A 23,796-nucleotide genomic window follows, 5' to 3' on the forward strand; every position below is an offset into this window, starting at 1 on the left:
TCAGAACCTGAAGCGCAGCACCAGGTTTTGCAGGCCTGCGGCCAATTGCGACAGTTGCTGGCTGGTGGCGCTGGTGCGGGTTGAGGCATCGGCACTTTGCAGCGACAGGTCGCGGATGTTCAGCAGATTCCTGTCCACCTCGCGGGCCACGGCGGCTTGCTCTTCCGATGCGCTGGCGATCACCAGGTTGCGCTCATGGATCTGCTCCATGGCCCGGGTGATTTGCGCCAAGGCGAGACCGGCCTGTTCGGCGATCGACAGGGTCTGGGCGACGCGCTGACTGTTGCCGTGCATCGACAACACAACGCTCTCGGTATCGCCCTGGACCCGGCCGATCATCAGTTCGATTTCCCGGGTCGATTGCTGGGTACGATGGGCCAGTGCGCGCACTTCATCGGCGACCACCGCAAAACCACGCCCGGCTTCCCCGGCCCGGGCCGCTTCGATCGCCGCGTTGAGCGCCAGCAGGTTGGTCTGCTCGGCGATGGCGCGAATCACGTCCAGCACCTTGCCGATTTCCCGGGATTGCTCGGCCAGGGTTTGCACCTGTTGCAGGGCGATGCCGGCATCGGCGCTCATGGCCTGAATCGAATCCAGTGTCTCGATGACCCGCGCCTGGCCCTGGCTGGCCTGTTGTGTCGACTGGCGCGTGCTGTCGGACGTCGAGACCGCATTGCGTGCGACTTCTTCCACGGCGACGGTCATCTCGTTGACCGCGGTGGCGGCTTGTTCGATTTCGTTGTGTTGCTGTTGCAGTCGCCCGGAATCCTGATGGGTGCTCTGGTTCATTTGCTCGGCAGCCGCGTTCAGTTGGGTCGATGCGGCGCTGATCCGTTGCAGGGTGTCGCGCAGGCTGTTCTGCATGATCGACAGGGCGGTGAGCAAGCGCGCCGTTTCATCGCTGCCCTGGCTCTGTATCGGTGTGCCGAGATCGCCGGCGGCGACTTGCTCGGCCACTTCCACGGCCTGGCGGATGGGCACCACGATGCTGCGAATCAACAACCAGGCGAGGAGAGCGGTCAGCAGCGACACGCCAAGCAAGGCCCCGATCACCGTGACCTTCACCTGGCCATAGAGTGTGTCGGCTTGCGCTGCGGACTGACTGACTTCATTGGCGGTGAGCGCCACGAGTTCGGCGAACTGGTCTCCGCTGCGGGTCGAGTAATCCTGGATTTCGCCATTGAGCAGCGCGGTCATTTCTTCGAGGCGGTTTGCCTGCGACAGGCTTTCGTATCGCGTCAGCGCCTCACGGTAGCGGGTGACCGTCGCGACGAAGTTTTCGTACGGCCCCCGGTTGTAGTCGCCTACGAGCGGGGCGAATTTGTCCAGTGCCTGTACAAGCCAGCCCTGCACCTGATGCAGGCGCGTGACGGTCGCGTCGAGCACCTTGGGCTCGCGATTGAGCGCCATGCGCAGGCTGAGCACACGAATGCTCAGGACGTAATCGCGAATTTCGCCCAGATAACGGGTGCTGGGCAGGGAGACGTTCTCGGTGTGCTGGCCGGTGGCGCGCACTTGCGCTACTTGCTTGAGGGCGAACAAACCTTGCAACAGGACCAGCAAGGCGATGAGGCCGAAGCTGATCATGGCGCGCTTGGCGATGCTCAGGTGACCTGGCGACATGGTTTCACCTCCTTGGCGATGAGTGGATATTCAGGAATTCATAAAAAGCAGGCACAAAAAAAGCGCAGGCCCGAAACCGGGCCTGCGCCGAGGGAACATCAGTCTTCTACTTTCGGAATCTTGCGCGGTGCCATGAAGTACAGCCAGATCAGCGCGATGAAGTACATCGCCGGGATCAGGGTGAACAGCACGGTGTAGTTGTTGTTGGTGACGGTCAGGATGTGGCCGACCAACTGGGTCATGAACATCCCGCCAATCGCCGCACACATGCCGCCGAAGCCGAACACCGTACTCATCATGTACTTGGGGGTGTAGTCCATCACCAGGCTCCAGATGTTCGCGGTCCAGGCCTGGTGTGCGCCGATGGCCAGGGAGATCGCGGCTACCGCCACCCACAGGTTGCTGGAGCCGGCGGCCATGATCACGCCGATGATGCAGCAGGCGAACAGGAACATGGACATCAGGCGCGCCTTGATCGGGTTGACGCCGCGACCGATCAGGAACGAGGACAGGATCCCGCCGCCGACACTGCCGAAGTCGGCGGTGAGGTAGATGATGATCAGCGGAATGCCCATCTGGGTCACGTTGATGCCCAGGTTGTATTGCTGATTGAGGAACGGTGGCAGCCAGTACAGGTAGAACCAGAACACCGGCGCCGTGATCGAGTAGGCGAGGGCGAAGGCCCAGGTGCCGCGCATGCGCAGGATCTTCGAGAACGGTACGCGGGTTTGTTCCGGTTCCACTTCGTTCTGGATGTAGTCCAGTTCCGACTGTTTGACGCTTGGGTGATCTTCCGGGTTGAAGTACTTCAGGCCCCAGAACAGCAGCCAGATCCCGCCCAGTGCCGACATGCACAGGAACGCAGCCTGCCAGCCCCAGACGTGGAGGATCAGCGGCAACAGCATCGGGGTGAACATTGCACCGACGTTGGTACCGGCGTTGAAAATGCCGGTGGCCACGGCGCGCTCGCCGGCCGGGAACCACAGGCGCGTGGTTTTCACGCAGGCCGGGTAGTTGGCGGCTTCGGTCAGGCCGAGAATGAAACGGCAGACCATGAAGCCGACCGCCGAAGTGGCCAGACCGTGGGCGCCGGTCGCCAGGCTCCAGAGCAACACGGCGCAGAAGAACACGCGCTTGACGCCGACCCGGTCGATCAAGCGGCCTTGTATCACGAAACCGATGGCGTAGCCGACCTGGAACCAGAAGTTGATGTTGGCGTAGTCCATCGCCGTCCAGCTCATTTCCTTGGCCAGGATGGGCTGCATGACGCCGAGGGCGGCGCGGTCGATGTAGTTCAGGGTGGTGGCGAAAAACACCAGCGCCAGCATGCCCCAACGGGTTTTGCCGACAGCCATGGCGCCGCGGATTTTGTCGCCGATGCCGCCAGAGGCAGCGCTCATGGCCGGAGCCATGCGTGAGCTAGGTGTAGGATTCATGTGTGCCATCCGTTCAATGACTGACAAGCAAGGCTCGTCGGGACTTCAAGGGCGCGTGATCAATCGATGGCGATGGGCGCAGGACTGATCGGCTGGTTTCGTCGTCTGACGGTTTATTCAGCGAGCGGCACGGGAGTGCCGGCGGTGCGCAAGGTTCGGATGGACGCCAGGCAGGGCGTAATGACGGTGGTTCGAGTGAGCAAGGCGTTGAATGAGCGCATGAGCATATACCCGGTTTTTGAAATTTTTATGTGGTGTTCAGGGTCTTTGTTAACTGAGGCCGTCGGTTGAGACCGGACTCAATGTGGAGTTGATGTTGCGCATTGAGCAAAAAATCGTCAATTCGCCAAAGCCCATTGTGTTCGATAATCGCACGCAAAACTAACTGGGTAGTACACTTTAAATTGCTCATTGCACCCGCCAGCTCAATAATTCGCTCACTCTTTTAAAATCGGCGCATATTCCCTGTAGCCGCAGCCTCCACCGGGAGTCGAAAAAAATGCAGCGTTCCATTGCCACCGTGTCCTTGAGCGGTACCCTGCCGGAAAAACTCGAAGCCATTGCCGCCGCCGGTTTTGACGGCGTCGAAATTTTCGAGAACGACCTTCTCTACTACGACGGCAGCCCGCGGGAAATTAAACAGATGTGCGCCGATCTCGGAATCGCCATCACCCTGTTTCAACCGTTCCGGGATTTCGAAGGCTGCCGCCGTGACCGCTTGTCGCGCAATCTGGAACGGGCCGAGCGCAAGTTCGACCTGATGCAGGAACTGGGCACCGACCTGGTGCTGGTGTGCAGTAACGCCTCGGCCGATTCCATCGGTGATGAACAGATTTTAGTCGATGATTTACGCCTGCTGGCTGAACACGCTGGCGCGCGCGGTCTACGCATCGGTTACGAAGCGCTGGCCTGGGGCCGGCATGTGAACACTTGGCAACAGGTGTGGAACATCGTTCGTCAGGCCGATCATCCGAGCCTCGGCGTGTTGCTCGACAGTTTCCATACGCTGTCGCTCAAGGGCGACCCGAGCGCTATCGCCGAGATTCCCGGCGACAAGATTTTCTTCGTGCAAATGGCTGATGCACCGATCCTGGCCATGGATGTGCTCGAGTGGAGCCGGCATTTCCGTTGCTTCCCGGGCCAGGGCGAATTCGATTTGCCTGGCTTCCTCGCGCCGATCATCAAGAGTGGCTACACCGGGCCGCTGTCGCTGGAGATCTTCAACGACGGTTTCCGCGCCGCGCCGCCACGGGCCAACGCTGCTGACGGCTTGCGCTCGTTGCTGTACCTGGAAGAGAAAACCCGCGAGCGCCTGGCCCAGGAGGCCAAGCCTGCCGGCAACCCCGAGATTCTGTTCGAGACCCCGAAGGCCAGCGAATACAACGGCATCGAGTTTCTCGAATTCGCCGTCGACGAAAGCCTCGGCGCAAAGCTCTCCCATTGGCTGGAGCGGCTCGGTTTCGTCAAGGCCGGGCAGCATCGCTCCAAAAGCGTCAGCCTGCTGCGCCAGGGCGATATCAACCTGATCCTCAACTCCGAACCTTACTCCTTCGGCCACAGTTTCTTCGAGGCGCATGGTCCATCGCTGTGCGCCACTGCCGTGCGCGTCAAGGACAGTGCCAGTGCGCTGGCCCGGGCGGTGGCCTACAAAGGCCAGCCGTATCGCGGATTGGTCGGTCCCAATGAACTGGAACTGGCCGCCGTGCGCGCGCCGGATGGCAGCCTGATTTACCTCGTCGATCAAGACGCCGATGTCTATGGTACCGACTTCAACCTGGAGCCGGCCGCGGTGAGCAGCGGCGGCCTCAAGCGCATCGACCACATGGCCATGGCATTGCCCGCCGACAGCCTCGACAGTTGGGTGCTGTTCTACAAGAGCCTGCTGGATTTCGAGGCCGATGACGAAGTGGTGCTGCCCGATCCCTATGGTCTGGTGAAGAGCCGCGCGCTGCGCAGCCGTGACAGTTCGATCCGCCTGCCGCTCAATATTTCCGAAAACCGCAACACCGCCATCTCACACGCGTTGTCGAGTTATCGCGGCTCCGGCGTGCACCACATCGCGTTCGATTGCGACGACATCTTTGCCGAAGTCAGTCGCGCCAAAGCGGCGGGCGTGCCGCTGCTGGATATTCCGCTCAACTACTACGATGACCTGGCGGCACGCTTCGATTTCGATGACGAATTCCTCAGCGAACTGGCTTATTACAACGTGCTGTACGACCGTGATGCACAGGGCGGTGAACTGTTCCACGTGTACACCGAGCCGTTCGAAGGGCGTTTTTTCTTCGAGATCATTCAGCGCAAGAACGGTTATGCCGGTTACGGTGCGGCCAACGTGGCGGTGCGCCTGGCGGCCATGGCCAAATCCCGTAGCGGTGCCTTGCGTCAGGCAAAGTTGTAGGAAAATAGTACCCACGCCGACAAACCGCTGCCGCGCGGCTTCCTTCCCTGTGCGGCGCGGCTCATAATCGCCAGCCTGTGCAGTGATGGCCGTGAGCCCGCAATGACAATGACATCAGAACTCTCCGCAGCACCTGAGCAACCGATTGCCGAGCCGCGCAAGAGTCGCAAGAACAACCCGGAAAAAACCCGGGAAAACATCCTGCAGGAAGCGATAGTCGAGTTCGTTCAGCAAGGGCTTTCCGGGGCTCGCGTCGATGCCATCGCCGAGCGCATCCACACATCCAAGCGCATGATCTATTACTACTTCGGCAGTAAGGAACAGCTCTACGTGGAGGTGCTGGAAAAACTCTACGGCGATATCCGCAGCACCGAAAACCGCCTGCACCTGGCGGAGCTGGCGCCGGTGGAGGCGATTCGGCGGCTGGTGGAGTTCACCTTCGATCACCATGACCGCAACGTAGATTTCGTGCGCATCGTCAGCATCGAGAACATTCACAACGCCGAATTTGTGAAGCGCTCCGATGCGATCAAGGCGATGAACAACACCATCCTCGATTCACTGGGCGAGATCCTGCGTCGCGGTGCCGAACAGGGGCTGTTCCGCACCGGCCTGGACCCGTTGGACGTGCACTTGCTGATCAGTTCGTTCTGCTTCTATCGCGTGTCGAACCGCCACACCTTCGGCGAGATCTTTCAGATCGACTTGCCGGACGAAAGCATCAAGCAGCGTCATCGGGAGATGATTTGCGAGTCGGTTTTGCGCTACCTGCAAGCCTGAAAAGATCGCAGCCTTGTAGGAGCTGCCGAAGGCTGCGATCTTTTGACTTTCAGCCATTCATGCTCTGAAAATGCTCCAGCATCCGCTGCGCATCCGGCGCCACGCCGCTGAACAATTCGAACGCCTTCACTGCCTGGAACACCACCATGTTCCCGCCATCGAGCGTGCGGCAACCCAGCGCACGGGCATTGCGCAGCAGTTCGGTTTCCAGCGGGAAGTAAACAATCTCCGCCACCCACAATTGGGCCCGAAGCAACTCGACCGGCACCGGCATACCGGGCAGTTTTTTCATGCCCATGGGCGTGGTGTTGACCAGGCCATCAGCCTCGGCCAGGGTCAGTGCCAGATCATGGCCGGCCACCGCGCGGTTACTGCCGAAATGCTGGTTAAGATTGTCTGCCAGGCTCTGCGCGCGGCTGATTTCCACATCAAAAATGCTCAGTTGGCGTACGCCTTCGCTCAACAACGCATGGGCCACGGCCGCGCCAGCACCACCGGCGCCCATTTGTACGACGCGCTCAACGGCAACGCCCTGCAAGCCACGGCGAAAACCCTCGGCAAACCCCAGGCAATCGGTGTTATGACCGATGCGTTTGCCGTCCTTCAGCACCACTGTGTTCACCGCGCCAATGCCCTGGGCTTCCGGCGACAACTCGTCGAGCAGCGGGATGATCGCCTGCTTGCACGGAAAGGTGATGTTCAGACCGGTGAAGTTCATGCGCTCGGCGGCCGTCAACAGGTCGGGCAGGGCGTTGCTGTCGAGTTGCAACTGATCGAGATCGATCAGCCGATAGAGGTAACGCATGCCTTGGGCATCGCCCTCGTGCTCGTGCAGCGCCGGGGTGCGGGACGCCTGGATGCCGGCGCCGATCAGTCCGGCCAATACCGTTTGGTTCTGGTTCATGCTGCTTGCCCCTTCAGACGTTGACTGAAATGTTCCAGGGCCAGGCGATAGCCATGGCTACCGAAGCCAGCCATTACCGCCGTGGCAATGGCCGAGACGAAGGAGTGGTGGCGGAAAGGCTCGCGGGCGTGAACGTTGGACAGGTGCACTTCGATCACCGGCAGTTCGCTGGCGACCAGCGCGTCGCGGATCGCCACCGAGGTGTGCGTCCAGGCCGCCGGGTTGATCACGATCCCGGCACAACGGCCGCGGGCGGCATGAATCCAGTCGAGCAGTTCGCCTTCATGGTTGGTCTGGCGAAACTCCACCGCCAGGCCGAACTCTTCGGCGGCTCGGCCGCACAGCGCGGAAACATCTGCCAGGGTTTCATGGCCGTAGGTCGCCGGTTCACGGGTGCCAAGCAGGTTCAGATTCGGGCCGTTGAGCACCAGAATGATGGGGGGCATTGGTTTTCTCCACGTATTATTTTTGGCATTGGCCGAGGTTTCAGCCTGTGGAGATAAAATGTACTAGATGGTTAATATGGTCAATTGGGCAGCCCGCTGGTGGGCGTATTGTGTGCGGTGATCGGACAGAAAAGATCGCAGCCTATGGCCGCTCCTACATTTGAAACCTGTTCCCTGTAGGCGCTGCCGCAGGCTGCGATCTTTTAACGAGGCAAATTCTCGACCAGGAAATCAATGAATGCCCGCAACCGTAGGGGCATGTGGCGACTTTGTGGGTAGAGAAGGGTAAACGGCCGCGAACGCCCCCCAAAAGGTTTGAGCACCTCCACCAGCGAGCCATCGGCCAATTCCTTCTCGACGATAAATCGATAAGTCTGAAACAATCCCGCGCCATGTTTCGCCAGGGTGACGCCACCCAATACATCGTCGGAACAAACGAAGTTGCCCTCGGCCAGAATCTCCCGTTGCACGCCGTTGTCGCTGAACAACCAGGCAATGCGCCGGCCACTGCTGGGCAGTTCGTATTGAATGCATTCGTGCTGTTGCAGGTCGTCGAGGGTTTGCGGCGTACCGGCACGCTTGAGGTATTCGGGGCTGGCAATCATCACCAGCGCGGCGTCTTCCAGCTGCCGGGCGATCAGGCCGGAATCCGGAATCGCGCGCACGCGAATCGCCATGTCATAGCCTTCGCCGACGAAATCGATGTTGCGGTTACTGATGTGCGACTCGACCTTCACCGCCGGAAAACGCGCGCGGAAGGCCGGCAGCAACGGCAGGATGCGGTGGTGGGCATAGGTGGTCGGGATACTGATGCGCAGGGTGCCTGAAGGTACCTGTTGCTGGCCCATGACTTCGCGCTGGGCTTCCACCAGTTGCGCCAAAGCCTGGCGGCATTCTTCGTAGTAACGCCGACCACTGTCGGTCAGCTTTACGCTGCGCGTTGTGCGCGCAAACAGCCGCACGCCAAGGCGTTCTTCCATGCGCGACACCGAGCGGCTCACCGCGGCCGGCGTGACCCCCGCCACCAGCGCTGCGGCCGTGAAGCTGCCGGCTTCGGCAGCCAGGCAAAACAGCTCGATGCTGCCCAGTTGAAGATCGTCGAATTGTCGCTGCATGATTGATTACACCGGGGATCAAATGAAGTCTGTGAATCAGTATTTATCAAATGCCGGTACGCAGATACAGTCAGCCTCACTTAATGAGCGAGCAGGAGAAGCAGCATGCCTTTCGTCAGCGTACGCATCACCCGAGACGGCGTAACCCGTGAGCAGAAAGCCCAGGTCATCGCCGAAATCACCGAGACCTTGCAACGCGTCCTCGGCAAGCCGCCGGAGCTGACCCACATCGTGATCGAGGAAGTCGATACCGATAACTGGGGGTATAAGGGGATTACCACGACTGAGTATCGAAAAAACCTGCCGGGATGATTACAGCGAAAAACAAAAAGCCGTCTGAACGACGGCTTTTTTGTGGGCGTGGTGAAAGCAATGCTTACGATTTTACCGGGGTCGCTGTCGGTACAGGGCGCTGCGGGGCGCTAGTCTCAGAGGCGTGTTGACGATTGAGGGCGTGGCACCAGTCGTCAGGTTTTCCAGGGAATGTCGAATCTCTCGATTCAATAACCTAACGGATGGGTTATCATGAAAATATGCAGCTACAGAGGGTTCTCGGTGGTGATCATGTTGCGTGACGAGCATTGTCCGCCCCATGCGCATGTCGATGGAGGAGGCTGGAGCGCTCGGTTCAAGTTCAGCTTCTGGCACAACGGCGTAGAGCTCTGGGACGTTGTTCCGCTCTCGCGTCGGCCACCGTTGGCGGTGCTGGAAGGGTTACGTCAGTCGCTCAAGCAACCTGTCCATTTGCTGCGTGCCCGTGGCATCTGGTGGCGAAAGCTGAAAACGGTCTGCCTTGATAATCAATTGTGGGACTGGCAAAGCAACGAAGTCGTTGTGGTGAACAGGATTGCCAGCACCACCAACATGATTGGCTCGGCTTGCTACGAGCCTGAAATGAACACGACGCGGTTATTCCTGATAAGTACACGGGAAGCTGTGGAGATCGAGTTATGAAAACGGTAAATGCCAAGGTCCAGGCAGACACCCCGATAACGGAACATGGCCTGGACGAAGCGATTGAGCGTGGGAATTTACGCAAGAACAACGGCCTGCACGCGACGGCAGTTACCTTCCTGGCACCTTGTCTGGCGGTAAGCTTCGAAGATGGCAGCGGCGTATTGCTGCCCGTGGTGAATTATCCTGAATTCGATGGTTTCGAAGTCGAGGATTTCGCAGGCCTGACCGTTGGCTACGCGGGTACCGCACTGTGCCATGAAGGAAAGGATCTGCATGTATCTCTCGCCGGCATGATCTCGGCGAGCAAGCCATTGATGGCCATGGCCGCATCGGTGATTGCCTCGCGCAATGGCCGCCAGAGCAGCGCTGCCAAGGCTGAGGCTGCGAGGGCAAATGGCAGGAAAGGTGGCCGTCCACGCAAGGTCGACGTTGTCGTTTGAACAGGCACAAAAAAGCCGTCGTGATGACGGCTGATTTGTTTGTGGCTTCTGCAATCACCGGCGGGTCAACAACACCCCGGATTCCATGTGATGCGTCCACGGGAACTGGTCGAACATCGCGCATCGGGTGATGCGGTGGGTGTCGTGCAGTTGGGCGATGTTGGCCGCCAGGGTTTCCGGATTGCAGGAAATGTAGAGGATGTTGTCGAAGCGTCGGGTCAGCTCGCAGGTATCCGGGTCCATGCCGGCGCGCGGCGGATCTACGAAGACGCTGCCGAACTCGTAGCTCTTGAGGTCGATGCCGTGCAGGCGGCGGAACGGGCGCACTTCGTTCAGCGCTTCGGTCAGTTCTTCGGCGGACAGGCGCACCAGTGTGACGTTATCCACAGCGTTTTCACTGAGGTTACTCAGCGCCGCATTAACCGAGGTCTTGCTGATTTCAGTCGCCAGCACCTTGCGCACGCGGGTGGCGAGCGGCAGGGTGAAGTTGCCATTGCCGCAATACAGCTCCAGCAAATCGTCCGCGCGATCACCCAGCGCGTCGTACGCCCAGTTGAGCATCTTCTGGTTCACGGTGCCGTTTGGCTGGGTGAAGGCGCCTTCTGGCTGGCGATAGCTGAAGGTGCGGCCGCCGACTTCAAGTTTCTCGACGACGTAATCGTGACCAATGACCTCGCGCTTGCCCTTCGACCGACCGATCACGCTGACGTTGAGGTCGGCAGCCAGTTTCGAGGCCGCTGTGTGCCAGTGCTCGTCCAGCGGGCGGTGGTAGCACAGGGTGATCATCGCATCGCCGGCCAGGGTGGTCAGGAACTCCACCTGGAACAGCTTGTGGCTCAGGGCTGCACTGGCTTGCCATGCGGCCTTGAGCTGCGGCATCAATTGATTGATGCGTTGGCTGGCGATCGGGAATTCTTCGATCAGGATCGGCGTGCGCTTGTCTTCCTGGGAAAACATTGCGTAATGGCGCTCGCCGGCTTCGCGCCACAGGCGGAATTCGGCGCGCAGGCGGAAATTCTGCAGTGGCGAGTCGAAGACGACCGGCTCCGGTGCATCGAATGGCGCCAGCAGGTCACGCAAACGCGTGACCTTGTCTTCGAGCTGGACAGCGTAGGCCTGGGAATCAAAAGTCATGCGTTGAACCAACCGAGCTTGATCACGAACAGAATCGACAGGATCACCAGCGCCGGATTCAGCTCACGGCCACGACCGGACATCAGCTTGATGGCGGTCCAGGCGATGAAACCGAAGGCGATGCCATTGGCAATGGAATAAGTAAACGGCATGGCCAGCGCGGTGATAACGACCGGCGCGGCGACGGTAATGTCGTCCCAGTCTATTTCGGCCAGGCCGGATGTCATCAGTACGGCGACGAACAGCAGTGCCGGTGCCGTGGCGAACGCAGGCACGCTGGCCGCCAGCGGCGAGAAGAACAGCGCCAGCAGGAACAGGATCGCCACGACGATGGCGGTCAGGCCGGTGCGGCCGCCCGCACTCACGCCAGCAGCGGATTCGATGTAGCTGGTCGTGGTCGAGGTGCCCAGCAGGGACCCGGCCATCGCGGCAGTACTGTCGGCGATCAGCGCGCGGCCCATTTTCGGCATGTGGCCGTCCTTGCCCATCAGCCCGGCGCGCTTGGCAACGCCGATCAGGGTGCCGGAGTTGTCGAACAGGTCGACGAACAGGAAAGCGAAGATCACGCTGACCAGACCGATGTCCAGTGCGCCTTTGATGTCCAGCTGCAGGAAGGTCGGGGCCAGCGATGGCGGCATCGACATCACGCCGCCGAACGGAGTGAAGCCCATCAGGATAGAAACAATGGTCACCACCAGGATACCGATCAGCACCGCACCGCGCACGGCGAGGGCTTCAAGGGCAACAATCAGGGCAAAGCCGAGGGTCGCGAGGATCGGTGCCGGTTGTTTCAGGTCACCGAGGCCGACCATGGTCGCCGGGTTGCTGACCACGATGCCGGCGTTGTGCAGGGCGATCAGCGCCAGGAACAGGCCGATACCGGCGGCAATGGCCGAGCGCAACGGCAGCGGGATACTGTTGATGATCCATTCACGGATGCGGAAGATCGACAGCAGGAAGAAGCACACGGCCGAGATGAACACCGCACCCAGCGCTACTTGCCAGGTATGGCCCATGTGCAGGACCACGGTGTAGGTGAAGAAGGCGTTCAGGCCCATGCCCGGCGCGAGCGCGATCGGGTAGTTGGCAATCAGGCCCATGACCGCGGAACCGATGGCGGCTGCCAGACAGGTGGCGACGAACACCGCGCCCTTGTCCATGCCCGTCTCGCCGAGGATGCTCGGGTTGACGAACAGAATGTAGGCCATGGCCAGGAAGGTGGTGACGCCCGCCAGAATCTCGGTCCGCACGTTGGTGTTGTGTGCCTTGAGTTGAAACAGCCTTTCCAGCATGTCTGCTCCCCGTGGCGCGCCCGGCGCCGTGAATGTATCGACCTCAACAGCAAAGCACAGACCGCTGAACGCGCCTGTGAAATTACAGTGGGCCGGAAAAAGCCGCGCATCATACCAGCAGCGTGGGGTTATGGCTGCTTATGGCGGTGATCGTCGTCGATGTTTTGCGTTTAATCCAAACCGGCCATACTGCGCGCTGGTTTTTTTTCGGTGGTAACGGGATGAAAAAGCGGCTGACGGTCATGTCTGGTGTCTTGATGGCGTTGTTGCTGGCGGTACAACCCGCCTCGGCGGCATCGGCACCGCCGTTGACCCAGTTAAAGGTGCTCAAGGTCGAGTCGCCGGGCTGTGGTTTCGAGACGATTGAAGAAGGGCAGGCACAGACCCGCTGCAACCACGCGGGCCCGAACATCAGGATCTACGTGCTGGAAGTGGGCTATGGTCGCAGCCAGCCCCATGTCGCGCTGGATGGCTTCGAAGTGGATGGCACCCGCACGCCGGTCTGCGCCTATGACAACGGCAACCTGACCGACTGCTCGCAAAGGACCAAGGTCGTCGGCAACCTGTACGTTTTCAATCTGGCAGGTAAGCAGGAAGGTACGTTCACCTTCAGTAATACCTCGATCAACGCGCCCGGCAACACGATGTCGACCCAGCTTTACATCAAGTAACGACAGGGGCCCGAACAAGCGTCAGGAAAGCTGACTACGCTTTAGGAACCATTCCGTGGATCGTTCCCATGACCTTTCGAGCCTTGATTACCCTCGCCGAGGGCGCCGATGACCTGCAGACAGTGACCTTGATCGATGTATTGCGCCGCGCCAAGGTCGAGGTGGTGGTCGCCAGCATCGAGGGGCGGCGCATGCTCACCTGTGCCCGAGGCACGCGCTTGACGTGCGATGCGATGCTGGTGGATCTGCTGGCCCAGCCGTTCGATCTGATCGTCCTGCCTGGCGGTGCCGTCGGGACGCAACATCTGACCGCCCACCAACCCCTGCAACAACTGGTCAAGGACCAGGCCGCGGCGGGGCGCCTGTTCGCCGGCATTGCCGAAGCGCCCGCGGTAGCACTGCAAACCTTCGGCGTGCTGCGCCAGCGACGCATGACGTGCCTGCCTTCGGCCAGCCATCAACTGTCGGGCTGCAACTTCGTCGATCAACCGGTGGTGGTCGACGGCAATTGCATCACCGCCCAAGGCTCGGGTGGCGCCTTGGCATTTGCGCTGACGCTGGTGGAACAGCTGTGCGGCAAAGCCACGCGGGCGATGGTGGCGGGGGAGTTGTTGGTGTAGAGAGCCTCAGGCCTTCACCTCTTCCACCGGCACATGCATCCGGTCGCGGTTGGCCAGGGTCGGGAACAGTTTGATCCAGGTCCCGGTGACCACCAGCGTGCCGATACCGCCCATGACCACCGCCGGCACGGTGCCGAACCAGTGGGCGGTCAGGCCGGATTCGAATTCGCCCAATTGGTTCGAAGCCCCGATGAACAGGCCGTTCACGGCGCTCACCCGGCCGCGCATTTCGTCCGGGGTTTCCAGTTGCACGAAGGATGCGCGGATCACCATGCTGATCATGTCGGCCGCCCCCAGGACGACCAGCACGGCCAACGAAAACCAGAACGAGGTCGACAGGCCGAAGGCGATCGTCGCCACGCCGAATACACCCACGGCGGTGAACATCACCCGTCCAACATTGCGCTCCACGGCAAACCGCGCCAGGAACAGCGACATCAGCAACGCACCCACCGCCGGCGCCGATCGCAACAGGCCCAGCCCCCAGGGCCCGGTCAGCAGAATGTCCTTGGCAAACACCGGCAGCAACGCCGTCGCACCCCCCAGCAGGACAGCGAACAGGTCGAGGGAAATGGCCCCGAGAATATCCGGGCGACTGCGAATGAAACGGATGCCCGCCAACAGTGAGTCCAGTGTGGCCTTGCCCTTGTTCAGGGGCGTTTGCCGGGCGGGCAGGTTAAGCATCAGCGTGCAGGCGATGATGTACAGAATCACCGTCGGGCCATACACCCAGACGCTGCCGAAGGCGTAGAGCAAGCCACCGAGGGCTGGCGCGACGATGGTCGCCGATTGCTGGGCCGACTGCGCGGCGGCCACGGCCCGGGGAAACAGGGCGCTGGGCACGATGCTCGGGAGCAAGGCTTGGGTGGTCGGCATTTCGAAGGAGCGTGCGGCGCCAAGCAGGAACGCGAGGATGAAGATCATTTCCCGGGTGACATGGTCGGTCGCGCTGCCGATCGCCAGCGACAGGGCGATCAGCGCTTGCAGCGACTGGCAGATGGCCGCGACCTTGCGGCGGTCGTAGCGATCGGCGACATGCCCTGTGTGCAGCATGAACAGCACGCGCGGAGCGAACTCCACGAGCCCGACCAGGCCCAGGTCAAGCACGTTGCCGGTCAGTTGGTAGAGGTTCCAGCCAATGGCCACGGTGAGCATCTGGAAACCGCTGGCGGTGAACACCCGGGCCAGCCAGAAGGCGATGAAAGGACGATGGCGACGTAACAGCAAGGGCTCTTGGCTGGGCATTTGAAAGTCTGGGGAGAGAAAGAGCGAGACTATCACCAACCTGTAACAGGAAGTTGCCGCGGCAGAAAATTTCGTTAGCCAAGCATCGATTTCACTGGCTGTTCGCCCACTGCCTCCTGGGAATTCATTTCAATCTGTGACTGCAGCCGTGAGGCAACTTGTCACGCGGCAAACGACCACGCGGGTCATCCCTGCAAATGGGACTACTCTTTCATCGTTGCTTGATCCAGATCAAAACCCTCAAAAGGAATTGATCCGGTGGCCGGTTGGCCAGACTCCCTGCGTTGTGATGCGTGTAAAAAAAAGAACAAACAGAGATTCGCCACACTCCATATCCGTGGGGGCCGTGGGTGCAGGCTTCCAGCCCGCAGCCGTACTACCTGACAGAGGAAGACTTATGTTCGGTTTAGAGGCACTTGATCTCGCCCGAATTCAGTTCGCGTTCACTATCTCGTTCCACATCCTGTTCCCAGCCATCACCATCGGCCTGGCGAGTTACCTGGCGGTACTCGAAGGTTTGTGGCTGAAAACCCATAACGACACCTACCGGGATCTCTACCATTTCTGGTCGAAGATCTTTGCCGTCAACTTCGGCATGGGCGTGGTTTCCGGACTGGTCATGGCCTATCAGTTCGGGACCAACTGGAGCCGCTTCTCGGACTTCGCAGGTTCCGTGACCGGGCCGCTGCTCACGTATGAAGTACTGACTGCATTCTTCCTTGAAGCTGGTTTCCTCGGCGTGATGCTGTTTGGCTGGAACAAGGTCGGGCGCGGCTTGCACTTCTTTGCCACGGTCATGGTCGCCATCGGCACGCTGATCTCGACCTTCTGGATTCTCGCCTCCAACAGCTGGATGCAGACCCCGCAGGGCTTCGAAATCGTCAATGGCCAGGTCATACCGACCGACTGGCTGGCGGTGATCTTCAACCCCTCGTTCCCTTATCGCCTGATGCACATGGCCACGGCGGCGTTCGTCGCGACAGCATTCTTCGTCGGTTCCTCGGCGGCCTGGCACTTGCTGCGTGGCAAGGACAACCCGGCGATCCGCAAGATGCTTTCCATGGCGATGTGGATGGCGCTGATCGTCGCGCCGATCCAGGCGGTCATCGGTGACTTTCACGGCCTCAACACGCTTGAACACCAACCAGCAAAAATCGCCGCGATCGAGGGCCACTGGGAGAACCACGGCAACGAGGCGACCCCGCTGATCCTGTTCGGCTGGCCGGACATGAAGGAAGAGAGAACCAAGTTCGCCGTCGAGATTCCGTACCTGGGCAGCCTGATCCTGACTCACTCGCTGGACAAGCAGGTGCCGGCGCTCAAGGAATTCCCGCCCGAAGACCGGCCGAATTCGACCATTGTGTTCTGGTCGTTCCGCATCATGGTCGGCCTGGGTTTCCTGATGATCTTCACCGGTCTGTGGAGCCTGTGGCTGCGTAAACGCGACACGCTCTACACCTCGCGGCCGTTCCTGTACCTGGCGTTGTGGATGGGGCCGTCCGGCCTGATCGCGATTCTCGCCGGCTGGTTCACCACTGAGATCGGCCGTCAGCCCTGGGTGGTCTACGGGCTGATGCGCACGGCGGACGCGTCCTCCAACCATAGCGTGATGCAGATGAGCATCACCCTGATCCTGTTTGTCGTGGTGTATTTCGCCCTGTTCGGTGCCGGCCTCGGCTACATGATGCGCCTGGTGCGCAAGGGGCCGAAGATCGACGAAGGCAAGGAAACCAACGACGGTGGTCCCGGGCAGAAACGCACACCGGCACGTCCGCTCTCCGCAGCCGACGACGATCATGCCGATGCCGACCACATCGTGACCAAGGAGATTTGAATCATGGGTATTGATCTTCCGCTGATCTGGGCCGTGATCATCATCTTCGGCATCATGATGTACGTGGTCATGGATGGGTTTGACCTGGGGATCGGCATTCTTTTCCCGTTCATTCCCGGCAAGACCGACCGCGACGTGATGATGAACACTGTCGCCCCGGTCTGGGACGGCAACGAAACCTGGCTGGTACTGGGTGGTGCGGCATTGTTCGGGGCTTTCCCGCTGGCCTATTCGGTAGTGCTCTCGGCGTTGTATCTACCGCTGATTTTCATGCTGATCGGGCTGATTTTCCGCGGCGTGGCGTTCGAGTTCCGCTTCAAGGCCAAGGATGACAAGCGTCACCTGTGGGACAAGGCGTTCATCGGTGGCTCGATTGCCGCAACGTTCTTCCAGGGCGTCGCGCTGGGGGCGTTCATCGATGGCTTGCCGGTGGTCGATCGGCAATTTGCCGGCGGCTCGCTGGATTGGCTGACGCCCTTCACCCTGTTCTGTGGCGCGGCGCTGGTGGTGGCGTATGCGCTACTGGGTTGCACCTGGCTGATCATGAAGACCGAAGGCAAGTTGCAGGAACAGATGCACGACCTGGCGCGACCCCTGGCGTTCGTGTTGTTGGCGGTGATCGGTATCGTCAGCATCTGGACCCCGCTGGCCCACGCCGAGATCGCCGCCCGCTGGTTCACCCTGCCGAATCTGTTCTGGTTCCTGCCCGTGCCGATCCTGGTGTTGGTGACGCTTTATGGCCTGATCCGTGCCGTGGCCCGCAACGCGCACTACACGCCATTTTTGCTGACACTGGTGCTGATTTTCCTCGGTTACAGCGGCCTGGGGATCAGCCTGTGGCCGAACATCGTGCCGCCGTCGATCTCGATCTGGGACGCCGCGGCACCACCGCAAAGCCAGGGCTTCATGCTGGTGGGCACGCTGTTCATCATCCCGTTCATCCTGGGTTACACCTTCTGGAGCTATTACGTGTTCCGCGGCAAGGTTACCCATGAAGACGGTTATCACTAGAGCACGCATCCGCATTGGCGCCGTCCACGGCGCCATCGATCGCAAGGAGATCGAAGCAATGTCCGGTAAACATTCCCTGCACGACATTGAAGAAGCCGAAAAAAAGCCGCTGTGGCAGCGGCTCGGCTGGTTGGCCATGATCTGGGCTGGCAGCGTCGGTGCGCTGTTCATTGTGGCCAGCCTGATGCGGATGTTCATGAACGCCGCAGGCCTGAGCACTCACTGAAACAATCGACATCCCGCCCCGCAGCCTCCCGGGCGTGAAAAAAAAACCTCCAGCTGGAGGTTTTTTTTTTGCGCGTTACTTGCGAGCCTTGAGGATCACGAATTTTGGGGTGGCCGCCACTTGCTCGACCCCGCGGAACAACCGCGCCAACTTGCTGTGATAGCCCAAATGACGGTTGCCGACGATGTACAGCGCACCACCCAACACCAGCGCCTCCCGGGCTTGCTGGAACATCCGCCAGGCAAGGAAGTCGCCGACGACCTGTTGTTGGTGAAACGGTGGATTGCAGAGCACCACATCCAGCGACTGGGGTTCCTGCCCGGCCAAACCATCGCCGGCCCGCACGATCACCTCCCGGTCACCCAGCGCGGCGCGCCAGTTTTCGGCAGCCGATTGCACCGCCATGAAAGATTCATCTACCAGCGTGTAGCGGGCGTCGGGGTTTTGCAGGGCACTGGCGATGGCCAGTACGCCGTTGCCGCAACCGAGATCAGCGACCCTTGCGCTGCCGAGGTTCTTCGGCAGGTGCGGCAAGAAGGCTCGCGTGCCGATGTCCAGGCCTTCACGGCAGAACACGTTGGCGTGATTGAGCAGTTCGATCGCCGGTTCATCGAGTCGATAGCGGGTTGGGTAGGGCGAGACGACGGCCGCTTTGGCTTGAGCCGTGGCAATCAACAGCCGAGCTTTTTTTACTGCCAGCGAGGCCTGCACCGGGCCGATATAGCGCTCAAGCAGATCGCCGGCCGCGCGCGGCAGATGTTTGATCATTGCCCCGGCCATCACTTGGGCGCCGGGCGCCAATTGGCCTTGCAGGCGGATCAATTGTTCTTCCAGTAATGCCAGTGTCTTCGGCACCCGGATCAGCACGCGGTCGAACGGCCCCGTGAAAGGTTCGCTGGCCGGTACGTGGGGCACGGCATCAAATGCCTGGCCATTACGGGCCAGATTCTTTTCCAGCCCCTGCAAGGCCAGGAACGAATCGCCGCTGCTGGTCACATTGACCTTGCCTGCCAGGCTGACGGCCAATGCGCCGAAACTGTCGTTCAGCACCAACACCCGCGTATTTGCCGCGGGCAGCTGTTCAGCCAGGTGATTGAGCAGGTACTCATCTGCAGCATCAAAGGCTTGCAGTGGTTCGTTCTGCTGTTCGGGCTGGCGGATCAGGTCGAGCTGGGCGAACGGGGTTTCAAGCAAGGGCATCGGGCAGGAGGCTCTGATAGATGGTCGAGGATGTTCCGCGGCCCTGAGGCGTTGTTGCGGGCGGGACGGTTCGAGTGAACTGCGGCATGATGTTTTACACGTCATCACTCAAGCGGGATGCAAATGGTACGTTTTTTTCTATTGGATTACCCGCAGGTTTTGTGATCAGCGTAGCGCGCCGCTGCTGAGATAACCGGCCTTGGCCGCGGCAATGACTGCCGAAATCTTGTTATTGACGCCCAGTTTTTCAATCGCGCTCTGTACATGGAAATTGATGGTGCGTGCACTGAGGTTGAGGATCCTGGCGCTCTCGTAAGCCGTCTTGCCATCGGCCGCGAGCTTCAGCACGTCGATTTCCCGCAAAGACAAATGCGCGACAACCAATTTTGGGGGCGGCCTTGGAAGTGATTGCGCAGCCAGCGTATGCAGGTGCTGTCCCATGAAGACGGAAAAGCCGAGGTTTTCGTACAGCTCAAACGCACTGATTGGACAATGGCTCCTGGCCAGACTCAGGATGCTGCACAGACCGCTGTTATCGTCCTGTACCGATTGCGACCAGCCGTGCTGAATTCCTTGCAACCCAAGGGCCTCCCACATTGAGGGGACCTGGGAAAAGAGCTCTTCGCTCCAAAGAACGGGCAGCATAGTTTGATTGCAATGAGCCACTACCGGATCGATGTCGCTGAATTTTTTTTGTTCATACTCCGTGTTCCAGCTTTTGGGATAATTGTTGAGTTTCAACCTGTTTTCTTGATCTGATGTGACTTTGTAAGTTACTGAAAATTCAAAAAATTTATAGCCGATATTTTTCGCGAAACGCAGCGCTACCTGATAAGCGGTGTCGAGCTCCGTTGCGCTGGATAACTGTCTGAGCTGTGACTCCTTCCATCTTTCCATTTTTAAGCTCCCACGTCTCGGTGTATGGATCCAAAGTCCAATACGCTCGGATTGTAGGATGTTTCGTACGCGCGAGTGAGAACTTTTTGTTTCGTTGCAATTTCTAAAAAAGGTTTATGGTTCTAAATGTAATTGAGTTAAAAGCATGTATTAAATGTCGATGTTAATGCAATTACCTGTCTTTATATTTTATTAACTGGGTGGTTAAATGTTTGTGAGGGTGTTATGCAATCGATAATGTTTCGCTAAAGACATTACAAATCGCCGGTGTTTATGGGAACCGCTTTGCGAGACACTGCGGTCATGCGTTGAAGGAGCCTGCGATGACCGCCAGTGAAGAGAAATTTACCCGTCAAACCTTGCTCGACGTCCAGCCGTTGACGCCGAACCTGTTCACCCTGCGCGCCACGAGGGACGCAGGTTTTCGCTTTCGCGCAGGGCAATTCGCCCGGCTGGGCGTAGTCAAGGCAGACGGCAGTACGGTGTGGCGCGCCTATTCCATGGTGTCTTCACCCTACGACGAGTTTCTCGAGTTCTTTTCTATAGTCGTACCTGGCGGCGAATTCACCAGCGAGCTGAGCCGACTGGGCGTTGGCGACACGCTGCTGGTCGATCGCCAGGCGTTCGGCTACCTGACACTCGACCGCTTCGTCGACGGGCGCGATTTGTGGCTGTTATCCACCGGTACAGGTCTGGCGCCGTTTCTATCGATCCTGCAGGACTTCGAAGTCTGGGAAAAATTCGAGCGAATCATCCTGGTGTATAGCGTCCGGGAGACCAGGGAGCTGGCTTACCAGGCGCTGATCGCAGGCCTGGCGCAGCGCGACTACTTGAAGGAATTTGCCCACAAATTGCAGCTGATCAACACCGTGACCCGCGAGCGGCACCCGGGTGCCCTGAACGGGCGGATCACCACCTTGATTGAAAACGGCGAACTGGAGCGGGCGGCTGGTGTGGCGCTGACGCCGGAACACTCGCGCGTGATGTTGTGCGGCAACCCGCAAATGATCGATGACACGCGCAAATTGCTCAAGCAGCGCGACATGCACTTGAGCCTCAGCCGGCGGCCCGGTCAGGTGGCGGTGGAGAACTTCTGGTAAAAAAAAACGGCGCCTTGAAGGCGCCGTTTGATTCAGGGTCGATTGTTCTGGGCCTTGAGCAAGTCGCGAATCTCAACGAGCAACTCTTCTTCCTTGGTCGGAACCGGCGGCAGGGTTGGCGCGACGGCTTCTTCGCGTTTGAGGCGGTTGATGGCCTTGACGCCCATGAAGATCGCGAAGGCAACGATGACAAAGTCAATCAGAGTCTGGATGAATTTACCGTACGCCAGGACCACTGCCGGGACATCGCCCTGGGCGGCCTTGAGCGTAATGGCCAGGTCACTGAAGTCCACTCCGCCGATCAGTAAGCCGATGGGGGGCATGATCACATCGCCGACAAACGACGACACGATCTTGCCGAAAGCAGCGCCGATGATGATACCGACGGCCATGTCAATCACATTGCCTTTGACCGCGAAGGCCTTGAACTCGTTTATCACGCCCATAGGTCATTTCCTTGTTACAGATGAGGTTGGTGAGCGCAGTGTAATTCAGCAAATCGCATCCTGCTCGTCACGACTGCGTGCGGGGTCCGCCTGCAAAGGACCGAACCGGTGGCAAAAAGTGCACAAAATGCCTCATCTCCATGGGTATTGCTTCGCAGCGGCCACTCGGCTTCTGGCAATCTGGCGATTGGTCGACGAGAAAGTCGCAATGGGTTGCAATGTGTGATTTGAGTATTTTGATACTATCAATTTGATAACCAATTCAGCGGGTGCCGAAGTCAGATGACTATATTCGTGTGGCGACTTTCAGGAAGCTATTGTTGTACATCGTAGAAGTTCATGGTTAATGTCTGTACAGGTTTTTTCTGCAGTTGTTTAGAGGTGCTTGGGTGTTTGTGTATAAGTAACTTGTGTTTGATTTTAATGTTGTGTGTGGTTTGTAGGTGTCTATTCGAGTTTCGTCGAATAAATTTTGAAGTATTCACTTGAGATTACCTGGTATCAATCGCGACGTACCAGGGCAGCTGACCTGAGCTATCATCGCGGTTTTTGCCGGGAGTTCAGATGGCCAAGGCCAAGCGCATGTACGGCTGCACCGAGTGCGGCTCAACCTTTCCCAAGTGGGCCGGACAATGTGGTGAATGCGGCGCCTGGAACACACTCACCGAAACCATGGTGGAAAGTGGCGGGGCAGCAGCGCCCAGCGGTCGCACCGGCTGGACCGGCCAGCAGGCGCAAATCAAGACCCTGGCTGAAGTGAGTGTCGAGGAAGTCCCGCGTTTCTCCACGGCATCCAGTGAACTTGACCGGGTGCTCGGTGGTGGCCTGGTGGACGGCTCGGTGGTGCTGATCGGCGGTGATCCCGGTATCGGCAAATCCACCATTCTGTTGCAAACCTTGTGCAATCTCGCCAAGAGCATGCCGGCGCTGTATGTCACGGGCGAAGAGTCGCAGCAGCAGGTGGCCATGCGCGCCCGACGCCTGGGGCTGCCACAGGACCAGCTGCGGGTCATGACCGAAACCTGCATTGAAACCATCATTGCTACCGCCCGGCAGGAAAAACCCCGGGTCATGGTGATCGACTCGATCCAGACGATTTTCACCGAGCAACTGCAATCGGCACCGGGCGGTGTGTCTCAGGTTCGCGAAAGTGCGGCGCTGTTGGTGCGTTATGCCAAGCAGAGTGGTACCGCGATTTTCCTGGTGGGGCACGTGACCAAGGAGGGCGCCCTGGCGGGGCCTCGAGTGCTGGAGCACATGGTCGACACCGTGCTGTATTTTGAAGGCGAATCAGACGGGCGCCTGCGCTTGTTGCGCGCGGTAAAAAATCGTTTTGGCGCGGTTAACGAGCTGGGCGTGTTCGGGATGACCGACAAGGGCCTGAAAGAAGTTTCCAATCCATCGGCGATTTTTCTGACCCGTGCCCAGGAAGAAGTCCCGGGCAGTGTGGTCATGGCGACATGGGAAGGCACGCGGCCGATGCTGGTGGAGGTCCAGGCGCTGGTAGATGACAGTCACCTGGCCAATCCGCGCCGGGTAACCCTGGGCCTGGATCAGAACCGGTTGGCAATGTTGCTGGCGGTCTTGCACCGGCACGGCGGCATACCCACCCACGATCAGGATGTGTTTCTCAACGTGGTGGGTGGGGTGAAGGTACTGGAAACGGCCTCTGACCTGGCGTTGATGGCAGCCGTCATGTCCAGTTTGCGTAACCGGCCGCTGCCCCATGACCTGCTGGTGTTCGGTGAGGTCGGCCTGTCCGGCGAAGTGCGTCCGGTGCCAAGCGGTCAGGAGCGCCTGAAGGAAGCGGCCAAGCATGGGTTCAAACGTGCCATCGTGCCCAAGGGCAATGCACCGAAAGAGGCGCCTGCGGGTTTGCAGATCATCGCTGTCACCCGTCTGGAGCAAGCGCTCGACGCGCTCTTCGAATAACGCAAATCCTTGTAGGAGCTGCCGCAGGCTGCGATCTTTTGATCTTCGGCGATACAACTGACGCCAAAATCAAAAGATCGCAGCCT

General features: G+C 59.5%; 24 protein-coding genes and 1 pseudogene. 13 read left to right on the forward strand and 12 right to left on the reverse strand.

The genetic code is table 11. The annotated features are described in order from the left end of the window. The 3 genes and pseudogenes from PMI35_RS36035 to PMI35_RS01595 form a co-directional block, all read right to left on the reverse strand. Window positions 1–864 carry a methyl-accepting chemotaxis protein gene (locus tag PMI35_RS36035; RefSeq protein WP_443217079.1) on the reverse strand — a complete coding sequence of 288 codons (864 nt, stop codon included), beginning with the start codon at window positions 862–864 and terminating at the stop codon, window positions 1–3. Next, window positions 856–1,623, reverse strand: a pseudogene (locus PMI35_RS36040) (MCP four helix bundle domain-containing protein); the annotation flags it as partial. The pseudogene PMI35_RS36040 and the gene PMI35_RS36035, both read right to left, overlap by 9 nt. A 98-nt stretch (window positions 1,624–1,721) precedes the next feature. Continuing rightward, window positions 1,722–3,059 (reverse strand): MFS transporter, encoded by a 1,338-nt coding sequence (locus PMI35_RS01595; protein WP_008066068.1) that lies wholly within the window; start codon window positions 3,057–3,059, stop codon window positions 1,722–1,724. Between the two features lie 66 nt (window positions 3,060–3,125). On the opposite strand from PMI35_RS01595, the gene PMI35_RS0133165 reads away from it, so the two are divergent. The 3 genes from PMI35_RS0133165 (at window position 3,126) to PMI35_RS01585 (ending at window position 6,240) form a co-directional block, all read left to right on the forward strand. Further along, complete coding sequence (locus PMI35_RS0133165; protein ID WP_032832168.1) at window positions 3,126–3,350, forward strand: hypothetical protein; 225 nt, start codon at window positions 3,126–3,128, stop codon at window positions 3,348–3,350. Window positions 3,351–3,558: 208 nt separating this feature from the next. Then, window positions 3,559–5,460 carry a 3-dehydroshikimate dehydratase QuiC gene (quiC, locus tag PMI35_RS01590; protein WP_008066075.1) on the forward strand — a complete coding sequence of 634 codons (1,902 nt, stop codon included), beginning with the start codon at window positions 3,559–3,561 and terminating at the stop codon, window positions 5,458–5,460. A 102-nt stretch (window positions 5,461–5,562) separates the two neighbouring features. Continuing rightward, window positions 5,563–6,240 carry a TetR family transcriptional regulator gene (locus tag PMI35_RS01585; protein WP_008066076.1) on the forward strand — a complete coding sequence of 226 codons (678 nt, stop codon included), beginning with the start codon at window positions 5,563–5,565 and terminating at the stop codon, window positions 6,238–6,240. A 49-nt stretch (window positions 6,241–6,289) separates the two neighbouring features. Here PMI35_RS01585 and PMI35_RS01580 read toward each other — a convergent pair whose 3' ends face one another. From PMI35_RS01580 to PMI35_RS01570, 3 genes are all read right to left on the reverse strand, one after another. After that, window positions 6,290–7,144 carry a shikimate dehydrogenase gene (locus PMI35_RS01580; protein ID WP_008066077.1) on the reverse strand — a complete coding sequence of 285 codons (855 nt, stop codon included), beginning with the start codon at window positions 7,142–7,144 and terminating at the stop codon, window positions 6,290–6,292. Then, a complete protein-coding gene (gene aroQ, locus PMI35_RS01575) occupies window positions 7,141–7,590 on the reverse strand; it encodes a type II 3-dehydroquinate dehydratase (protein WP_008066078.1) in 450 nt (149 codons plus the stop codon). Before aroQ ends, PMI35_RS01580 begins: the two co-directional genes overlap by 4 nt. Before the next feature lie 203 nt (window positions 7,591–7,793). Then, the gene (locus tag PMI35_RS01570; protein ID WP_008066079.1) at window positions 7,794–8,705 is read right to left on the reverse strand and encodes a LysR family transcriptional regulator; all 912 of its coding nucleotides are present in this window, start codon (window positions 8,703–8,705) and stop codon (window positions 7,794–7,796) included. A 105-nt stretch (window positions 8,706–8,810) separates the two neighbouring features. Between PMI35_RS01570 and PMI35_RS01565 the strand changes: the two genes are divergently transcribed. The 3 genes from PMI35_RS01565 to PMI35_RS01555 all read left to right on the forward strand — a co-directional run bounded on the left by PMI35_RS01565 (window position 8,811) and on the right by PMI35_RS01555 (window position 10,102). Then, window positions 8,811–9,017, forward strand: a complete 207-nt coding sequence (locus PMI35_RS01565) for a tautomerase family protein (RefSeq protein ID WP_008066080.1) — start codon at window positions 8,811–8,813, stop codon at window positions 9,015–9,017. Window positions 9,018–9,230: 213 nt separating this feature from the next. Beyond that, window positions 9,231–9,659, forward strand: a complete 429-nt coding sequence (locus PMI35_RS01560; RefSeq protein ID WP_008066081.1) for a hypothetical protein — start codon at window positions 9,231–9,233, stop codon at window positions 9,657–9,659. Beyond that, the gene (locus PMI35_RS01555; RefSeq protein WP_008066088.1) at window positions 9,656–10,102 is read left to right on the forward strand and encodes a DUF2442 domain-containing protein; all 447 of its coding nucleotides are present in this window, start codon (window positions 9,656–9,658) and stop codon (window positions 10,100–10,102) included. The genes PMI35_RS01560 and PMI35_RS01555 overlap by 4 nt, the downstream gene beginning before the upstream one ends. 54 nt (window positions 10,103–10,156) lie before the next feature. On the opposite strand, the gene trmA is transcribed toward PMI35_RS01555, so the two are convergent. Both trmA and PMI35_RS01545 read right to left on the reverse strand, forming a co-directional pair. Beyond that, a complete protein-coding gene (gene trmA / locus PMI35_RS01550) occupies window positions 10,157–11,236 on the reverse strand; it encodes a tRNA (uridine(54)-C5)-methyltransferase TrmA (RefSeq protein WP_008066090.1) in 1,080 nt (359 codons plus the stop codon). Further along, window positions 11,233–12,528 (reverse strand): NCS2 family permease, encoded by a 1,296-nt coding sequence (locus PMI35_RS01545; protein ID WP_008066092.1) that lies wholly within the window; start codon window positions 12,526–12,528, stop codon window positions 11,233–11,235. The genes trmA and PMI35_RS01545 overlap by 4 nt, the downstream gene beginning before the upstream one ends. A 221-nt stretch (window positions 12,529–12,749) precedes the next feature. On the opposite strand from PMI35_RS01545, the gene PMI35_RS01540 reads away from it, so the two are divergent. Next, window positions 12,750–13,199, forward strand: a complete 450-nt coding sequence (locus PMI35_RS01540; RefSeq protein ID WP_032832172.1) for a DUF4879 domain-containing protein — start codon at window positions 12,750–12,752, stop codon at window positions 13,197–13,199. Between the two features lie 68 nt (window positions 13,200–13,267). Next, complete coding sequence (locus tag PMI35_RS01535) at window positions 13,268–13,819, forward strand: DJ-1 family glyoxalase III (RefSeq protein ID WP_008066096.1); 552 nt, start codon at window positions 13,268–13,270, stop codon at window positions 13,817–13,819. A gap of 6 nt (window positions 13,820–13,825) precedes the next feature. Here PMI35_RS01535 and PMI35_RS01530 read toward each other — a convergent pair whose 3' ends face one another. Continuing rightward, window positions 13,826–15,064: an MFS transporter gene (locus tag PMI35_RS01530; RefSeq protein ID WP_008066098.1), complete on the reverse strand. Its 1,239-nt coding sequence runs from the start codon at window positions 15,062–15,064 to the stop codon at window positions 13,826–13,828. A 397-nt stretch (window positions 15,065–15,461) separates the two neighbouring features. Between PMI35_RS01530 and PMI35_RS01525 the strand changes: the two genes are divergently transcribed. Genes PMI35_RS01525 through PMI35_RS34335 form a run of 3 tightly spaced genes read left to right on the forward strand, consistent with a single transcriptional unit; the run spans window position 15,462 to window position 18,135 of the window. After that, window positions 15,462–16,898: a cytochrome ubiquinol oxidase subunit I gene (locus PMI35_RS01525; RefSeq protein WP_008066099.1), complete on the forward strand. Its 1,437-nt coding sequence runs from the start codon at window positions 15,462–15,464 to the stop codon at window positions 16,896–16,898. Window positions 16,899–16,901: 3 nt separating this feature from the next. After that, window positions 16,902–17,909 carry a cytochrome d ubiquinol oxidase subunit II gene (gene cydB / locus PMI35_RS01520; protein ID WP_008066100.1) on the forward strand — a complete coding sequence of 336 codons (1,008 nt, stop codon included), beginning with the start codon at window positions 16,902–16,904 and terminating at the stop codon, window positions 17,907–17,909. Window positions 17,910–17,967: 58 nt separating this feature from the next. Beyond that, window positions 17,968–18,135: a DUF2474 domain-containing protein gene (locus tag PMI35_RS34335; RefSeq protein ID WP_081504875.1), complete on the forward strand. Its 168-nt coding sequence runs from the start codon at window positions 17,968–17,970 to the stop codon at window positions 18,133–18,135. Window positions 18,136–18,210: 75 nt separating this feature from the next. On the opposite strand, the gene PMI35_RS01515 is transcribed toward PMI35_RS34335, so the two are convergent. Both PMI35_RS01515 and PMI35_RS01510 read right to left on the reverse strand, forming a co-directional pair. Then, window positions 18,211–19,335 carry a methyltransferase gene (locus PMI35_RS01515; RefSeq protein WP_008066106.1) on the reverse strand — a complete coding sequence of 375 codons (1,125 nt, stop codon included), beginning with the start codon at window positions 19,333–19,335 and terminating at the stop codon, window positions 18,211–18,213. A gap of 165 nt (window positions 19,336–19,500) precedes the next feature. Further along, entirely contained in the window at window positions 19,501–20,232 is a 732-nt protein-coding gene (locus tag PMI35_RS01510; protein WP_008066107.1) for an autoinducer binding domain-containing protein, read from the reverse strand. A gap of 323 nt (window positions 20,233–20,555) precedes the next feature. Between PMI35_RS01510 and PMI35_RS01505 the strand changes: the two genes are divergently transcribed. Beyond that, complete coding sequence (locus PMI35_RS01505; protein WP_008066108.1) at window positions 20,556–21,332, forward strand: ferredoxin--NADP reductase; 777 nt, start codon at window positions 20,556–20,558, stop codon at window positions 21,330–21,332. A gap of 32 nt (window positions 21,333–21,364) precedes the next feature. On the opposite strand, the gene mscL is transcribed toward PMI35_RS01505, so the two are convergent. Further along, window positions 21,365–21,778 (reverse strand): large-conductance mechanosensitive channel protein MscL, encoded by a 414-nt coding sequence (gene mscL, locus PMI35_RS01500; protein ID WP_008066109.1) that lies wholly within the window; start codon window positions 21,776–21,778, stop codon window positions 21,365–21,367. A gap of 564 nt (window positions 21,779–22,342) precedes the next feature. Between mscL and radA the strand changes: the two genes are divergently transcribed. Further along, window positions 22,343–23,710, forward strand: coding sequence for a DNA repair protein RadA (gene radA, locus PMI35_RS01495; protein WP_008066110.1), 1,368 nt, complete (start codon window positions 22,343–22,345; stop codon window positions 23,708–23,710). Window positions 23,711–23,796 lie beyond the last annotated feature (86 nt).

It is taken from the genome of Pseudomonas sp. GM78, from assembly GCF_000282475.1.
Taxonomy (GTDB): domain Bacteria; phylum Pseudomonadota; class Gammaproteobacteria; order Pseudomonadales; family Pseudomonadaceae; genus Aquipseudomonas.

What these genes read in the sequence shown, in the direction of transcription:
- PMI35_RS01580 (WP_008066077.1), bottom strand. Translation starts at nt 7,144, where the DNA reads ATGAACCAGAACCAAACGGTATTGGCCGGACTGATCGGCGCCGGCATC.
- PMI35_RS01530 (WP_008066098.1), bottom strand. Translation starts at nt 15,064, where the DNA reads ATGCCCAGCCAAGAGCCCTTGCTGTTACGTCGCCATCGTCCTTTCATC.
- PMI35_RS01505 (WP_008066108.1), top strand. Translation starts at nt 20,556, where the DNA reads ATGACCGCCAGTGAAGAGAAATTTACCCGTCAAACCTTGCTCGACGTC.
- PMI35_RS01565 (WP_008066080.1), top strand. Translation starts at nt 8,811, where the DNA reads ATGCCTTTCGTCAGCGTACGCATCACCCGAGACGGCGTAACCCGTGAG.
- PMI35_RS01545 (WP_008066092.1), bottom strand. Translation starts at nt 12,528, where the DNA reads ATGCTGGAAAGGCTGTTTCAACTCAAGGCACACAACACCAACGTGCGG.
- aroQ (WP_008066078.1), bottom strand. Translation starts at nt 7,590, where the DNA reads ATGCCCCCCATCATTCTGGTGCTCAACGGCCCGAATCTGAACCTGCTT.
- radA (WP_008066110.1), top strand. Translation starts at nt 22,343, where the DNA reads ATGGCCAAGGCCAAGCGCATGTACGGCTGCACCGAGTGCGGCTCAACC.
- mscL (WP_008066109.1), bottom strand. Translation starts at nt 21,778, where the DNA reads ATGGGCGTGATAAACGAGTTCAAGGCCTTCGCGGTCAAAGGCAATGTG.
- PMI35_RS01555 (WP_008066088.1), top strand. Translation starts at nt 9,656, where the DNA reads ATGAAAACGGTAAATGCCAAGGTCCAGGCAGACACCCCGATAACGGAA.
- PMI35_RS01510 (WP_008066107.1), bottom strand. Translation starts at nt 20,232, where the DNA reads ATGGAAAGATGGAAGGAGTCACAGCTCAGACAGTTATCCAGCGCAACG.
- PMI35_RS34335 (WP_081504875.1), top strand. Translation starts at nt 17,968, where the DNA reads ATGTCCGGTAAACATTCCCTGCACGACATTGAAGAAGCCGAAAAAAAG.
- PMI35_RS01515 (WP_008066106.1), bottom strand. Translation starts at nt 19,335, where the DNA reads ATGCCCTTGCTTGAAACCCCGTTCGCCCAGCTCGACCTGATCCGCCAG.
- PMI35_RS01535 (WP_008066096.1), top strand. Translation starts at nt 13,268, where the DNA reads ATGACCTTTCGAGCCTTGATTACCCTCGCCGAGGGCGCCGATGACCTG.
- PMI35_RS0133165 (WP_032832168.1), top strand. Translation starts at nt 3,126, where the DNA reads ATGGCGATGGGCGCAGGACTGATCGGCTGGTTTCGTCGTCTGACGGTT.
- quiC (WP_008066075.1), top strand. Translation starts at nt 3,559, where the DNA reads ATGCAGCGTTCCATTGCCACCGTGTCCTTGAGCGGTACCCTGCCGGAA.
- PMI35_RS36035 (WP_443217079.1), bottom strand. Translation starts at nt 864, where the DNA reads ATGCAGAACAGCCTGCGCGACACCCTGCAACGGATCAGCGCCGCATCG.
- PMI35_RS01540 (WP_032832172.1), top strand. Translation starts at nt 12,750, where the DNA reads ATGAAAAAGCGGCTGACGGTCATGTCTGGTGTCTTGATGGCGTTGTTG.
- PMI35_RS01570 (WP_008066079.1), bottom strand. Translation starts at nt 8,705, where the DNA reads ATGCAGCGACAATTCGACGATCTTCAACTGGGCAGCATCGAGCTGTTT.
- PMI35_RS01585 (WP_008066076.1), top strand. Translation starts at nt 5,563, where the DNA reads ATGACAATGACATCAGAACTCTCCGCAGCACCTGAGCAACCGATTGCC.
- PMI35_RS01560 (WP_008066081.1), top strand. Translation starts at nt 9,231, where the DNA reads ATGAAAATATGCAGCTACAGAGGGTTCTCGGTGGTGATCATGTTGCGT.
- PMI35_RS01525 (WP_008066099.1), top strand. Translation starts at nt 15,462, where the DNA reads ATGTTCGGTTTAGAGGCACTTGATCTCGCCCGAATTCAGTTCGCGTTC.
- cydB (WP_008066100.1), top strand. Translation starts at nt 16,902, where the DNA reads ATGGGTATTGATCTTCCGCTGATCTGGGCCGTGATCATCATCTTCGGC.
- trmA (WP_008066090.1), bottom strand. Translation starts at nt 11,236, where the DNA reads ATGACTTTTGATTCCCAGGCCTACGCTGTCCAGCTCGAAGACAAGGTC.
- PMI35_RS01595 (WP_008066068.1), bottom strand. Translation starts at nt 3,059, where the DNA reads ATGAATCCTACACCTAGCTCACGCATGGCTCCGGCCATGAGCGCTGCC.